This window comes from Mucilaginibacter rubeus, from assembly GCF_014643835.1.
GTDB classification, from domain to species: domain Bacteria; phylum Bacteroidota; class Bacteroidia; order Sphingobacteriales; family Sphingobacteriaceae; genus Mucilaginibacter; species Mucilaginibacter rubeus.
The window spans coordinates 274,423-287,978 of record NZ_BMKD01000007.1 but is presented as its reverse complement, the minus strand read 5'-3'; the positions used below and the strand labels follow the sequence as shown (position 1 = coordinate 287,978).

11 protein-coding genes are annotated in these 13,556 nt (G+C 42.1%); 6 read left to right on the top strand and 5 right to left on the bottom strand.

The window, feature by feature from the left end; translation table 11 throughout:
* Positions 1-202 precede the first annotated feature (202 nt).
* Entirely contained in the window at positions 203-358 is a 156-nt protein-coding gene (locus tag IEX80_RS22115; RefSeq protein WP_139160049.1) for a lmo0937 family membrane protein, read from the bottom strand.
* A gap of 166 nt (positions 359-524) precedes the next feature.
* Between IEX80_RS22115 and IEX80_RS22110 the strand changes: the two genes are divergently transcribed.
* The gene (locus IEX80_RS22110; protein WP_188834168.1) at positions 525-1,691 is read left to right on the top strand and encodes a hypothetical protein; all 1,167 of its coding nucleotides are present in this window, start codon (positions 525-527) and stop codon (positions 1,689-1,691) included.
* A gap of 8 nt (positions 1,692-1,699) precedes the next feature.
* Here IEX80_RS22110 and IEX80_RS22105 read toward each other — a convergent pair whose 3' ends face one another.
* The 3 genes from IEX80_RS22105 to ku all read right to left on the bottom strand — a co-directional run bounded on the left by IEX80_RS22105 (position 1,700) and on the right by ku (position 4,880).
* Positions 1,700-3,094: a hypothetical protein gene (locus IEX80_RS22105; protein WP_188834167.1), complete on the bottom strand. Its 1,395-nt coding sequence runs from the start codon at positions 3,092-3,094 to the stop codon at positions 1,700-1,702.
* A 234-nt stretch (positions 3,095-3,328) separates the two neighbouring features.
* On the bottom strand, positions 3,329-3,874 hold the full coding sequence (locus IEX80_RS22100; RefSeq protein ID WP_091173178.1) for a YciE/YciF ferroxidase family protein: 546 nt from the start codon (positions 3,872-3,874) through the stop codon (positions 3,329-3,331).
* Positions 3,875-4,109: 235 nt separating this feature from the next.
* Complete coding sequence (gene ku, locus IEX80_RS22095) at positions 4,110-4,880, bottom strand: non-homologous end joining protein Ku (protein WP_090533511.1); 771 nt, start codon at positions 4,878-4,880, stop codon at positions 4,110-4,112.
* A 343-nt stretch (positions 4,881-5,223) separates the two neighbouring features.
* Between ku and IEX80_RS22090 the strand changes: the two genes are divergently transcribed.
* The gene (locus IEX80_RS22090) at positions 5,224-5,922 is read left to right on the top strand and encodes an SIMPL domain-containing protein (RefSeq protein ID WP_090533514.1); all 699 of its coding nucleotides are present in this window, start codon (positions 5,224-5,226) and stop codon (positions 5,920-5,922) included.
* A 117-nt stretch (positions 5,923-6,039) separates the two neighbouring features.
* Complete coding sequence (ypfJ, locus tag IEX80_RS22085) at positions 6,040-6,891, top strand: KPN_02809 family neutral zinc metallopeptidase (RefSeq protein ID WP_188834166.1); 852 nt, start codon at positions 6,040-6,042, stop codon at positions 6,889-6,891.
* Between the two features lie 961 nt (positions 6,892-7,852).
* Here ypfJ and IEX80_RS22080 read toward each other — a convergent pair.
* Complete coding sequence (locus IEX80_RS22080) at positions 7,853-8,794, bottom strand: NADP-dependent oxidoreductase (protein WP_188834165.1); 942 nt, start codon at positions 8,792-8,794, stop codon at positions 7,853-7,855.
* A 682-nt stretch (positions 8,795-9,476) separates the two neighbouring features.
* On the opposite strand from IEX80_RS22080, the gene IEX80_RS22075 reads away from it, so the two are divergent.
* From IEX80_RS22075 to IEX80_RS22065, 3 genes are read left to right on the top strand one after another with little or no spacing between them, the layout of a single operon-like run.
* On the top strand, positions 9,477-9,860 hold the full coding sequence (locus IEX80_RS22075; protein WP_229701718.1) for a (deoxy)nucleoside triphosphate pyrophosphohydrolase: 384 nt from the start codon (positions 9,477-9,479) through the stop codon (positions 9,858-9,860).
* A complete protein-coding gene (locus IEX80_RS22070) occupies positions 9,861-13,016 on the top strand; it encodes a DEAD/DEAH box helicase (RefSeq protein WP_188834163.1) in 3,156 nt (1,051 codons plus the stop codon).
* Between the two features lie 58 nt (positions 13,017-13,074).
* Positions 13,075-13,389, top strand: a complete 315-nt coding sequence (locus IEX80_RS22065) for a hypothetical protein (protein WP_188834162.1) — start codon at positions 13,075-13,077, stop codon at positions 13,387-13,389.
* Positions 13,390-13,556: the final 167 nt, after the last annotated feature.

Below are 13,556 nucleotides of genomic sequence, written 5' to 3'. Positions count from 1 at the left end.
AAAAAGTATATATTTTTCAAACCTTGATTCTCCCCTGATTAAGAATTTCTCCCTGATGATTTAAACAAGTATACAAAAAACCTTGATCCGTTTGATTTAAAGACTTTCTGATTTTATCAGGTAATCCGCAAATCAATCGAATCAAGGTTCAGATAGCTCATCTCTTTGGAGATAGCCTATTAGTTTTATATTTTCAGCAGCATTATATAGCTGTTGACCGCCTGATTACGCCTAACAGAAGCGCGATAATAGCTATCACCAGCAAAATGTGGATCAGGCCGCCTACCGTTGTAAAAAATACGCCGATTGCCCATCCTATTATAAGGATGACTGCAATGATATACAGGAGTGAGTTCATAATACTTTGTTTTAATTAATGATTTTCATAGATATTAGTATAATAACTGTGACCACTGAAAAGTTTTAGATTTTGTATTTTTTAGGGGAGATACAGCTCATTTAACGTTGTGTTTTGGAAAGATTTATTCCCTGTGTATCTTTAGGCATCTTACCTCATAAAAACGATGAAATATTTTCTGCTGCTTATCTGCCTGCTGCCTGCCGGGCTTGTGTTTGGCCAGTCGAAACTGCCGGTAATCAAAGCCACTTCTGAAAAAGTAGCCATCAATGATGGCGGATTTTTGGATAAAAATGCATGGTCGCTTTCGCCAAAAACACGACCGGACATTTATACTGCCGATAGGACCCGGGAAACTAAATGGGTTACATTTTATACAGATATCGATTCGATAAGGATAAAGGTTAAGCCTGGCACAAGGTATAACTTCGTTATCCTGCTTAACGGTAAGGATTCATGTTATACGCAAATAGCAAGCGCTATACCGCCGGCGGATGAACAGCAAATCAATCCCAACAAAAGCGACACCATTCCCTTTAAACTTACAGCCTATAATGCCATTGCGGTAAAGGCAGTGATGAATGATACCGACACTTTATCTCTTCACTTTGATCTAAGCTCATTTGACTTTCATTTAACAAGGGATGCCATATTAAATAAAACGAAACTGCTGCCTAACCAGGCTGATGTTTTGGCCGGTAAAGCAAAGCCAAATTTTAATGACATGAGCAAAGCTTTGAAGCTGCAAATCGGCACATCAGTTTGGCACAATCTGGAAATGTTGCCCACAAACATAACCTCGACTGGAATGGATGGCCGTTTTGGCTGGAACCTGTTTGAGGGTAAACAGGTAGAGGTTGATTATGATAACAACCGTATCATCATCCGTAATAAAATGCCTAAAAACTTAAACGGTTATGAACGCTCGAAGATTGGGTTTATCCATTCGTTCCCATATGTTACCGGTACGTTTGAAATAGACGGCAAAAAATACACCGGCAATTTTTCTATGGATACGGGATCCGAGCAGTCATTGATACTGGATAGTGAATGGGCTGTTAAAAATAATTTCCCCAGGGATCTTAAACTCATCAAATCATCCACCATCAGCGATCCGCGCGGGGTAAAATACGAAATGAAGATTGTAGAAACACCACTATTCAGGCTCAATGGATTCCCTGTTAGTAATGTGCCGGCCATTATGCTGAGCAATAAAAACCCGATGGGTTTTGAAATCAACTATTTGGGGAACGGTCTTTTAAAACGGTTCAATATGATTCTCGATTTTAAAAATGATTACCTGTACCTGAAGCCCAATAAATTATCTACCTGAAATAGAATTTAGTTTCCGGTAGGTACTGCCCAGCTTTGCCCGTCTAAAACAGGGTTTACATCCATGCTCTCGTATTGAATATTGAGCTTTTGCTGGCCGCTTGTTGTAGCCTCACGATACGGAATGGTAATGCCCTGTACCGGACGAAGATCTGATAGCATAGCGAACAGGGTTTTGTCGCCTACCTTATAGCCGTAAGCCATTAGTTGGTTTTGATTATTTATAGCAAACACGTATTCGTTGCCATTTAACCTGCATTGAACCGTATACATATCATTATCGGGGATTTTTTGAGTATTGATGATCTGCATTTGATCAAGCGATGATCTGCGCAACCCAATAACCCCGGTGTATAAGGCGGTTTTTATCTCGGCAACGTTATTGGCCGGAAGATCGGATTTGTTGCCGCTGCTCCATTGCCATCCGTTACTGCCTTCGGTTTGTTGCACCGACACCGGTTTGCCGTTTTTCCATATTTCAACGCGTACCTTGCTGTTGGGAATATCAATCAGCTCAACTACTTTTAACCCCGAAACGGAACCTGTTAACCGGGCGGTTTTCAATGCATTCAGTTTGTCGCCTCCATGGGCGGCATTGGCTTTTAAAAGCAGAGTTTTTCCATTTGGCACGGTGGCATTACTTGTATTTGTGGCGGAGTTTTCGGAAGTTTTTTTAGCCGCGGCTGATGATTTGGTATTGTTAGCGGTGGTATTGTCATCATTGTCTACAAAAAATACCCGCCCATCAACTACAGCCATGCGGGTTTTACCGCCCATATCACAAAAAAAGCTGTGTAGTTCAGTGTGGCCATCGGTATAGGTAAGTGTAAGCACACCTTTGTTTATTTTATAGGTGCCGCTGCCGTCCCGGCTGCTTGAGCTGCCGCCGCCAACATTTTCGCCGGCTACCATTGAGCCCGAATAGCGCGAATTGCTAAAATGCCCCTTGCCGTCGAAATTCAATCCCTGTGTGCTTAAAGCGCCTACATAAGTTGTACCATAGGCCGCGCCGCCACCGCCCATAGCGCTGATGAACGAGTAATAGCCCGGAGGTATAATGTTCCCCTGAAGTTTAAACAGTTCATGTGCATAATTGGAAAGGCTTCCATATTTGGTTATGCCATAAACAGATGAGCTTTTAGTATATTTAAGTGTTACTTCCCCTCTAATTATGGTGTAATGCCCGCTTACGCTGGTTTGCCAGTCGGCACTGTTAAGCGAAGAATTGAAAGTACCATCAGGTCTGAATAATATAGCAACGTCAGTTCTGTTCATGCCCCCTCCAAATATCGGACTTGGCGAAAACTCGCATCCGGCATAAACGCCATCTAATTTATCCTGGGCAAAAACATTATCGTAAAAGCAAAATAAAAAGGCGAATAGTGCCAGGAGGAATTGTTTCATAGGGCGTCGGTTTTTTGTTGGTAAACCGTGTTTGCCGCTTATTGTTTGTGGAAATGCTTTAATTAATATGTAATTAACGGTTGGTGCTGCTTAATATAACGTGAAATGTCATCTCGACGAATAACGAGGAGAAATCTTGTGCGCTACGTTCATCGATTAGCGACAACACGCTCAAATAAAAAACGGCCGCGAGGAATAATTCCCCCACGACCGCTCTTAAAAAACTAATAAACGTTAAGCTTTTTCGGCTTTTGATGCCTGGTTGATACCGGCTTCGGCAATTTGAGTGAGCAGGCTATCGCAGGTTTTTTCTTCCTGCAAGGTTGAATCAAGCAGTTCGGCCGCATGGTCATAGCCCAGTACGCCAGCCAGCGTGCGGAGGGTGCCATATGATGCTATTTCGTAGTGCTCAATTTTTTGAGCAGCCGAAATAATACCGGCATCACGGGTAATACTGCCTTTTTCGGTTTCTGATATAATTTCTTCACCTTCTTTGATGAGGCCAGCCATCGCTTCACATTTTACAGCCACGGCTTTTTGGCCAATGGAAGCAAACGCATCTTCCAAACGAATCACCTGCCGCTCGGTTTCGGCCAGGTGGCTTTCGATAGCCGAGCGTAATTCATCGGATGTTGCGGCTTTAGCCATTTTAGGCAGTGCTTTTGTAAGATGTTTTTCGGCCCAGTAAATGTCTTTTAATTCGTCAATAAATAATTCATTCAGTGCCGATTCCTGCACATCATTAGTTTGTTCGGGTGTTTTTACTTTAGTAGTTGCCATGATAGATGTTTTAATGTTTTTGTGAGATAAACACTACAAACACAAAGCCAAAACTTATTCTTTTAAAAATAAAATTAATTATTAGGATAATTTGTTGGAGAATAAGTACGGGGTTTTATCTCTAAAAAAATAAATTTTGAAACAAGTACAATTGTGAGTGCTAAAAACAACGCATGGTGACCCTTTTAAGGAACATCCGCAGACCTAAAACTTTCAACCCGTACTTCCGGCTTCATTAAGCTCCTTTCTTGCTTTTTAAACTGGCCATCAGCTGGTCGTACAAATCGTCACTACCTGTTTTACGGGGTTTAAGCTTTTTAACTTTGGCGCGTTTGCCTTTTGATTTGGCCTCGATGATCCTGAGCAGCTCATCATTATACTCGTCTTTAAATTTAGATACATCAAAATCTTCTGCATACTGGTTGATCAGGGTGAGGCCCATATCCAGCTCCTTTTTACTTACATCGATCTTATCGGGCAGGTTAAGATCTTCCGTACCACGAATTTCCTGTCCAAAACGGATGCGGGTTACCACCAGTACATTTTTAAGCGGGTGAACGATGCAAAGGCTTTCGGTACTGCGCAGCACAAAACGGGCCAGCCCTGCTTTTTTTGATTGCGTAAGTGCCTGGATAAGCAGGGCATAGGCTTTGTTGTTTTTGGTATCGGGCTCGGTGTAGTATGATGTTTCGTAAAACATGGGGTTTACGTCGGCAATGTCCACAAAACTTTCAATTTCAATTACCTTGCTTTTTTCGGGCGCTGCATCTTCAAAGTCCTGTTCGTCCATGATCACGTAATCTTCATCAAGCTTATAGCCTTTTACAATTTTATCGTAGGGGACTTCCTTGTGGGTATTTTCGTTTACCCGCTGAAAACGGATGCGTGCATGATCACGGCTATCCAGCATGTCAAAATCAAGCGAGCTGGTTTGTACTGCCGAATATAATTTAACAGGGATGCTCACCAGCCCAAAACCTATCGAACCTTTCCATATCGATCTCATAACCAAATAAATTAGTGCGTTGTAGTATAACTATTAAAAAGGTAAAGGGTTTGAAGGGAGGGGCGATATATCAAAAGTGGGGGCTGCTTGATTCCTTCCCAGGGGAAGGTGTAGGAAGGGATTTCTTTAAACTGTTTTTATTAACGCAAAGCGAAGAAACCCTTCCCTGCAACCGCGCATTTCAACGTGCCCCCCAGGGAGGGAATTAACTTCACCCCTCAAACAAAACCACCCGCCGGTTTATTTACAAGCATACCAATGGCTTAGCAATTAATTGTAGCCTTACTGTTACACATTAAACTAAACATACGTTACCTTAGTCATAACATCAAATAAAATACACATGAAAAAGCTATTTATCCTTGCCGCACTATTAGCAACTACCATTGGCGCATTTGCCCAAAACGTTGACCTTAGGCGTAAAATTGAAGTTACCGGCATTGCCGAGCAGGAGGTTACTCCTGATATTATAAACGTAACCATATCACTACAGGAATACATGGATGGCAAAAAGCACATTGCCATTAACGATCTGGAAGACCAGCTGGAAAAAGCCGTTAAAGATGCCGGCATTCCATCGTCAGATTTTACGGTGAACAATGTATCTGCCTGGAACAATACCTATCAAAAGAAAAAAGCACCCGACTTTTTGGCCAGCAAACAATATGGCCTGCGTGTGCGCGACTTGAACAAGTTTAACCAGATCATGTCGAAAATTGATCCTAAAGGGATTCAGGCTACCAATATTGAAAGTTACGACTATTCAAAAATGGCCGATCTGAAGCGTGACCTTAAAATAAAAGCCCTGTTAGCCGCACGCGATAAAGCAACTTACCTGTTGGCTGCCCTTGGCGAAAAATTAGGCGGCGCCATCAACATCACTGAAAGCGATAACAGCAGCTTCCCGCAACCGCGTATGTATGCCGCCAATATGATGACATTCAAAGCTTCGGCAGATAGCAATGTTGGCGATTCGGATATCAGTTTCAAAAACATCAAACTAAGTTTCCAGATCCAGGCCGTATTTGAGATTGTGAAATAATCGGCTCGTACCCCCAAAGGGGGTGAAAAAATCTGAAGCCTCCGTTCAAACAAACGGAGGCTTTTTTTTATTATCATGTATAAAAAACTCCCCCTTTAGGGGGCCGGGGGGCAACATATGCAATGGTTTGGCAGACGCGAAAGCGACAATGTTGATGATGAACGCGGTGGTGGGGGCGGCAGATTAGCTATAGGTGGCGGTGTGCTTGGACTTATAGCGGCCGCTATTTATTTTTTTACCGGAGTCGATCCGTCGGCGCTGTTTAACCAGGTAGCAACCAACCAGCCGGCCCGGCAGGAGCAAACCGTTAATAACGGCCCCGAAGATGAAGGCAAGAAATTTGTGCGCGTGGTTTTGGCCGATACCGAAGATATCTGGACAAAACTGTTTAACGACATGGGCCGTACTTATGAAAAGCCGCGTTTAACCATATTTAGCGATTATGTACAGTCGGCCTGCGGTAATGCCAGCTCGGCAAGCGGCCCGTTTTATTGCCCGGGCGATTCGCGGGTATATATTGATCTTTCTTTTTACGATGAGTTGAAGAACCGTTTCGGTGCCGCCGGCGATTTTGCGCAGGCCTATGTGATAGCGCATGAGGTTGGCCATCATGTGCAAAACCTGTTGGGGATCTCCCAAAAAATGGATCAGGCACGGTCGCGATTGAGCGAACGCGCATACAACAAGCTTTCTGTAAAACTGGAGCTGCAGGCCGACTTTTATGCCGGCGTTTGGGCACATTACGAAAAAACCATGAAAAACGTGCTTGATAAAGGTGACATTGAAGAAGCCCTGAACGCGGCCAACGCCATAGGTGACGACCGATTACAAAAACAAGCACAGGGCCATGTAGAGCCCGATAGTTTTACCCATGGCACCAGCGCCCAACGGATGTACTGGTTTAAAAAAGGTTTCGACACCGGTGATATTAACCAGGGAGATACTTTTGGGAATGGGGATTTGGATTGATTGGTTCATTTGTTCAATAGTTCATTTGTTCATTGGTGGGAGGGCGTTGAGGTTAGGAAAGGGCTTTTGTGGTTTTATAACAAACATCGTCGCCCTCTTGGCCGGGCGGAGGCCAGTCACTTTTTCCTTGATGAAAAAGTAACCAAAAACCGAGCGGAGCGAGCTCATGAGCACCTACAAAGCAAAACAACCTTGCGAATAAATCAAGACAAAAAAATGCTTCTCCCCGCAGGCCATACTCCCAGGCCCGCTTTTTTGTCGGCCCAACGCACTTTTGTTTTGGGCTTGATAACAATATGTCACGGTTCTTATCTTACTTCTTGACTCTTACCGTCTTGCTTCTTTCCTTCAACTGTCTTGCTTCTTTTCCCCCTCCCGTCGGCAGGTAAGCTTCGGGCGAAAGCGGGCAGAACAATGGTGGGTGGTGCGGCTGCAGGGGCATAGCAAGTTTTTGCAGAAGCCAGGGAACGAGCGGGCGAAGCGGGGCAAAATAATTGCAGCCCGTGGTTCTGCCCGGTTTGCAGGGTAAAGGCAGGGAAAGGCAAGCGGGCGAAGGCTGTGCGGCAAAGAAGCCTTCCTGCCGACTTGACTTTTTGGTTACTTTTGTGTCAAGAAAAACGGCGAAGCCCTCTTGAGCTCCTAAAAAAATAAACAATCGCGAAAAACGTAACAGCCAACCCGCGGCGATTGAGCGCGGCCGATGTTAGTTAAATACAACTACGGTTTTTTAAAAGAGCAATAGCGGACTTGACGCCCGGCTCTGTACAGCAAGCGGTTGCCACGCTATCGCTACCCATGACATAATTAAAAAATGGGTGTCATGCTGAGCCTGTCGAAGCATAGTGGGGTGGGCCTCTGCGCGCGTCCTTCGACAAGCTCAGGATGACAAGCCCTCCACATCTATTGTCATTTCACCTTGAGAGGCCTCTGGATTTTACCTACTCGCAAGACATATTTTTATTTAAAACACCAATACCACCTTACCAACCGTCCTCCCGCTTTCCAGTTGCAAATGCGCATCGGCCATTTGCTCAAACGGAAACACTTTGGATACGTGCGATTTAATGATCCCTTTTTGCAGCAAACCGGCAATGGTGCTCATGTTTTCGGCATTGGGTTTTACCCTGGTGTTGTGGCCATTAATGCCCAGCGCGTTGGCTTTTGGGGTAACGGTTTCGTTCATGCCGGAAACGATGCTTATAATGGTGCCGCCTTTTTTCATCACCTGCAGTGAGCGGTCAATATATTCGCCGCCAATGGTGTCAAGCACAAAATCGATATTACCGGTAGCGGTTTCAAAGGGCTGCGCTTTATAGTCGATATGTTCATCGGCACCCAGGCCCAACACAAAATCACGGTTGGCAGCCGAAGAAGTGGCGATAACATAGGCGCCCAAATGTTTAGCTATCTGCACAGCATAATGACCAACCCCGCCTGATGCGGCGTGGATCAGTACCCGGTCGCCGGGTTTAACAGGTGCATTGGTGTGGAAAGCCTGCCAGGCAGTAAGCGCGGCAAGTGTAGCCGCCGCTGCCTCCTCATGACTGACGCCGGCAGGTTTCAGTGCAAGTTCATCGGCTTTAGCCTTAACATATTCGGCATAGGCTTTTCCGCTTTGAGGGAAAGCGATCATGGCGAAAACCTCGTCGCCGGGTTTAAAGCCGGTAACATCCGCGCCCACTTCGGTGATCTCGCCCGAAATGTCCCAGCCCAATATAATCGGCGACTCGTCCTTAATAAGCCCGGCAACGCCTTTCCCTGAGCGGGTTTTAACATCCACAGGGTTTATGCTGATGGCTTTCAGTTTTACCAGTACTTCATCGGCAGCTATGGTTGGTACAGGTATTTCGGCAGGTACCAGGTTTTCAACCCCGCCAAAGTCTTTTAAAATTATTGCTTTCATATTTCGATGTATTCATTTGATATACCAAAGTTATACCATGGTAAATAAAATATATGGTATAAACGGGGAATATAATTTAGTGTTTTGGGGCATACATCCTAAGCTCCATATTTTAGTTCTGGTTTTGTGGGGTGGAAAAGGACGTGGTAAATTGGTATACATCATTATGTTTAAACCTTGTTGTAACTAACAAACATCGTCGACCTCCTGGCTGGGCCATAGCCATTAACCTAAGAGATTAATTTAGCACATGCGCTTTAAAATCCCCTCTTGAGAGAGGGCGTAGTGGGAAAGAGCGGGAGCAGGGGTGTGTTATACAAGCGATAAGCTGCACGTAGAATAACACACCCCTCCGCCCCTCTCAAGAGGGGAGTCGCACATTCCCTCGCTTTTGAAGAGTTTTTTCCTTAAGTTAACGGCGATGTTGGCCGGACGGAGTACTTTACTTTACCTTAGATGCAATTAACCAAACATCAAGACAAAAAAATGCTTCCACCCGCAAGGCTATACTCCCAGGCCCGCTTTTTTGTCGGCCCAACGCGCTTTTGTTTTGGGCTTGATAACAATATGTCATGGTTCTTATCTTACTTCTTGACTCTTACCGTCTTGCTTCTTTCCTTCTATTGTCTTGCTTCTTCACATTGTCGTCTTGTTTCTTTCCCCAAACTCTTATCTTAGAAACGTGATCAAAGTAACATGCGCTATTATTGTTAATGCCGACGGACTTGTATTTGCCGCCCAGCGGAGCGCAACCATGAGTCTACCGTTAAAATGGGAGTTCCCCGGCGGTAAAATTGAACCCGGCGAAACCGCTGAAGCCTGCCTTATCCGCGAGATTAAGGAAGAGCTTCATGTGGATGTTGAAATAGTAGCCTCTTTGCCGGCCAATACACACCAATATCCTAATGTTACCATACAGCTAATTCCTTTTGTTTGTAGAATTACTTCGGGGCAGATTTTGTTAAAAGAGCATCTTGATTTTAAATGGCTGCCTAAAGATGAATTGTTAGCTTTGGATTGGGCGGAGGCGGATGTGCCTATTGTTAAACATTATATAGAAACCTAAATGCCAGCAATTGAATTGGGCTTGTACGAACAGCTTATCACTAAACTCATTTCCAATAAATTACAAACCGTTAACAATGATAAATTCTTTGTTAAGAGTACTTTACTCGATAAAGAAGAAGCGTCCAGATACCTCAGTATATATTTATCTGAGACTATAAAGTTTGCGCTCAATGAGATCAAGGGCGATGATAAAGTATTTAAACAGATTGAATTATCAAATAAGATAATCAACCTATTGATAAACGCATTGCCCGATATTAGTTTAACGGGTAATTTAATTGAAGATGAAGGTAAAATTCTTAATGCTGTATTTTCTACGTTAGATAATCCTCATAGTAAATTAGAGGAGCGTGTAAAGCTAATTACTCCATATACCCGATTAAGTCAGAGTGAACTTTTCACAGGTAACAATGTTGGCGTTTCATTAGAAAGCGAAATAAAAAAAGAAATTCTTTCATCTGACGAAATCTGTTGGTTAGTCTCTTTTATAAAATATTCTGGGATCAGGATATTTAAAGACGAATTGGAAGAATTTACTTATGGTGGCAAGAAGTTAAAGATTATAACCACATCATATATGGGAGCTACTGATGTGAAAGCAATTGAGTTCTTATCCAAATTGCCTAATACAGAAATAAAGGTATCCTATAACTCTGATCATGAGCGCCTACATGCTAAAGCATATTTATTTTTAAGAAAAACGGGGTTCAACACAGGATATATTGGTTCTTCAAACATCTCACGATCAGCACTTACTAACGGACTGGAATGGAACTTAAAAGTAACCTCTAAAGAAATCAGCCATATCATAGATAAGTTCAAAAAAACATTTGAGACTTATTGGGTTGACAAAGATTTTGAGACTTATATACCAGGCAAAGATGCCCTCAAACTCGAAACAGCGTTAAAACAACAAAAGTCATACGATAAGCAATCTATTACAACTTTCTTTGATTTAAAACCATTTCCTTATCAAGAAGAAATATTAGAAAAGCTACATGCCGAAAGATTTGTTCATAACAGATTTAAAAATCTTTTAGTGGCTGCAACAGGCACCGGCAAGACTGTAATCTCTGCTTTTGATTACAAACAATTTAAGAACTCTAATCCGAGGGCACGATTGCTTTTTGTAGCTCATAGGAAAGAAATTCTTCAACAAGCGCAAAACACTTTTCAGCATGTTTTAAAAGACTCCAATTTCGGCGATTTGTGGGTAGATGGTATTACACCAACCAATTATGAGTATGTATTTGCATCGGTACAAAGTCTAAATAACAAAATTCAAGACTTAACCTTATTACCCGACTTCTATGATTTTATAATTATTGATGAGGTACACCATGCTCCTGCATCAAGCTATCGTTCCATATTTGAAAAATTCACCCCACAAATCTTATTGGGCTTAACCGCAACCCCCGAACGAGGAGATGGCGAAAATGTGCTAAAAGACTTTTGTGATGAAATAGCTGCAGAAATAAGGCTACCTGAAGCGTTGAATAGAAAACTACTATCTCCGTTTCAATATTTTGCGCTTTCAGATAGCGTAGATCTGTCAAGAATATCGTGGAAAAATGGAAAATATGAGATAAATGAGCTTACAAAGCTATATACTGAAGATGATAGGCGAGTAAGCGAAATTTTAGCCAATTGCGAAAAATATTTAACCGATATTAACGATGTAATGGCGGTTGGGTTTTGTGTTAGTCAGGATCATGCTCGCTATATGGCTGAAAAGTTTACTTTGGCTGGGTTAAAGGCCGATTATCTAACATCTGAAACATCTAATAATAGGGATGAATTGCGAGCTCGGCTTAGACGTAAAGAAATTAATTACCTTTTTGTTAGAGATATCTTTAATGAGGGTGTTGATATTCCAGAAATCGATACCGTTTTATTTTTACGCCCAACAGAAAGTCTAACTATTTTCCTACAACAATTAGGACGGGGCTTACGCCTTGCTCCTAATAAAGATTGTTTAACAGTTCTTGATTTTGTTGGCAATTCAAGACCAGAATACGATTTTGAGCACAAATTCAGAGCGCTTGTTGGTAAAACGCATACGTCAATTATTACTGAGATAGAAGATGAATTTCCTCATTTACCTTTAGGCTGTTCAATAGTACTCGAAAAGAAAGCAAAAGAAATTATTCTAAAAAACATAACAGCTGCAATAGGATTTAATAGAACACAACTAATAAATAAAATCAGAAGCTTTCATTTGCAAATAGCCTTGCCATTAACGTTAAAAAACTTTATTAGAATTCAGAATATTGACCTCCCTTTAATTTATAAAAATAAAAAGCTTGGATGGAAAAGGCTATGCGCAGAGGCTGGAGCTATTAGTAACTTTGACGAGCCTAATGAATCGGTTTTAACTGGATCTATCGCCAGAAAACTATTGCAATGTAATTCCGTAAGTTACTTGCATTTTATTAAGTCGTTAATTGATAATAGATTTATTATCAATAGCTTGGATTCGGTGCAGCAGCAAATGCTTTTAATGTTCCATTACGATGTTTGGCAAAAAGCAGGGCCAGACGCTGGCTTTGATTCTATCGAAAAAAGTATACTACAAATTAGCAATAATCCAATCATGGTTGCTGAACTTCAAGAGATGATAGATATTCTAATAAGTAGGGTTGATTTTGTAGAAAAACCTATAGCTTTAGATTTCCCATTCCCTTTACAAGTACATAGTCGTTATAATCGCGACCAAATTTTAGTAGCCATGCAACTACATAGCTTTGATAAAGCATCGTCTAACAGGGAGGGGGTTGCATTAAATAAAGAATTAAATACGGAAGCGTTTTTTGTAACATTAAAAAAATCTGATAAAGAATATTCACCAACAACGCTTTATGATGATTATGCCATAAACGAATATCTTTTCCATTGGCAATCACAAAATGCAACATCTCCAGAATCGCCTAAAGGTTTATCTTATATAAACCATAAAGATGATGATAAGAAAATCTTGCTTTTTGTGAGAGAGCAAAACGACGATGAGTTTGGATTTACTATGTCGTACGTGTTTTTAGGAGAAGCTAACTTTATAAAATCAAGCGGATCAAAACCGATGAACATTGAGTGGCAATTGAACGAGCCTATGCCGGCTTATATTTGGAAAGAGAGCGGTAAGCTTGCTGTTGGATAACCCTAAAAGTTCACTTATCTCCGATTGACAAACCCAAGCATCCGGTATACCTTGCCGGATGCCAAACATCAAATTCAACTACTTCTACCGCGATGGCGGTAACTACAAAAATTTCAACAGCGCTGTATATCACAACCCGCAAAATATTGAGCTATCTGCATTGGAAGCATTAATCCATTCCAAACTAATATTCCACCACTGGTTTTATGCCGATCAATGGCATCTCCCAGATCTGTATTTCGATACCCGGGATAACGAACTTGACCATACCTTTCATGAGTTTGAAAGTGTGGAGTATACCGATGAGCCAGCCGACGACGGGGCAGATACAGCCTTGTTTATAAACATCCTTAAAAACTTACCATCCCTGTAGCCCTATAACTCCTAAACCTTACAAAAATGGTGGCGCTATATTGTCAGCACCCCAACCAACCTACACCGCCTAACCTCATTTTCGTTGAAAAAACATCAAAAAAACACCAAAAAAATCCCTCTGCCAGCGCTGTCTCAATTAAGGCCATATTTTACTCTTAAAAGTTT

Excerpts from the sequence above, each read along its gene's own strand:
- IEX80_RS22115 (WP_139160049.1), bottom strand. The coding sequence starts at position 358 with ATGAACTCACTCCTGTATATCATTGCAGTCATCCTTATAATAGGATGG.
- IEX80_RS22110 (WP_188834168.1), top strand. The coding sequence starts at position 525 with ATGAAATATTTTCTGCTGCTTATCTGCCTGCTGCCTGCCGGGCTTGTG.
- IEX80_RS22105 (WP_188834167.1), bottom strand. The coding sequence starts at position 3,094 with ATGAAACAATTCCTCCTGGCACTATTCGCCTTTTTATTTTGCTTTTAC.
- IEX80_RS22100 (WP_091173178.1), bottom strand. The coding sequence starts at position 3,874 with ATGGCAACTACTAAAGTAAAAACACCCGAACAAACTAATGATGTGCAG.
- ku (WP_090533511.1), bottom strand. The coding sequence starts at position 4,880 with ATGAGATCGATATGGAAAGGTTCGATAGGTTTTGGGCTGGTGAGCATC.
- IEX80_RS22090 (WP_090533514.1), top strand. The coding sequence starts at position 5,224 with ATGAAAAAGCTATTTATCCTTGCCGCACTATTAGCAACTACCATTGGC.
- ypfJ (WP_188834166.1), top strand. The coding sequence starts at position 6,040 with ATGCAATGGTTTGGCAGACGCGAAAGCGACAATGTTGATGATGAACGC.
- IEX80_RS22080 (WP_188834165.1), bottom strand. The coding sequence starts at position 8,794 with ATGAAAGCAATAATTTTAAAAGACTTTGGCGGGGTTGAAAACCTGGTA.
- IEX80_RS22070 (WP_188834163.1), top strand. The coding sequence starts at position 9,861 with ATGCCAGCAATTGAATTGGGCTTGTACGAACAGCTTATCACTAAACTC.
- IEX80_RS22065 (WP_188834162.1), top strand. The coding sequence starts at position 13,075 with ATGCCAAACATCAAATTCAACTACTTCTACCGCGATGGCGGTAACTAC.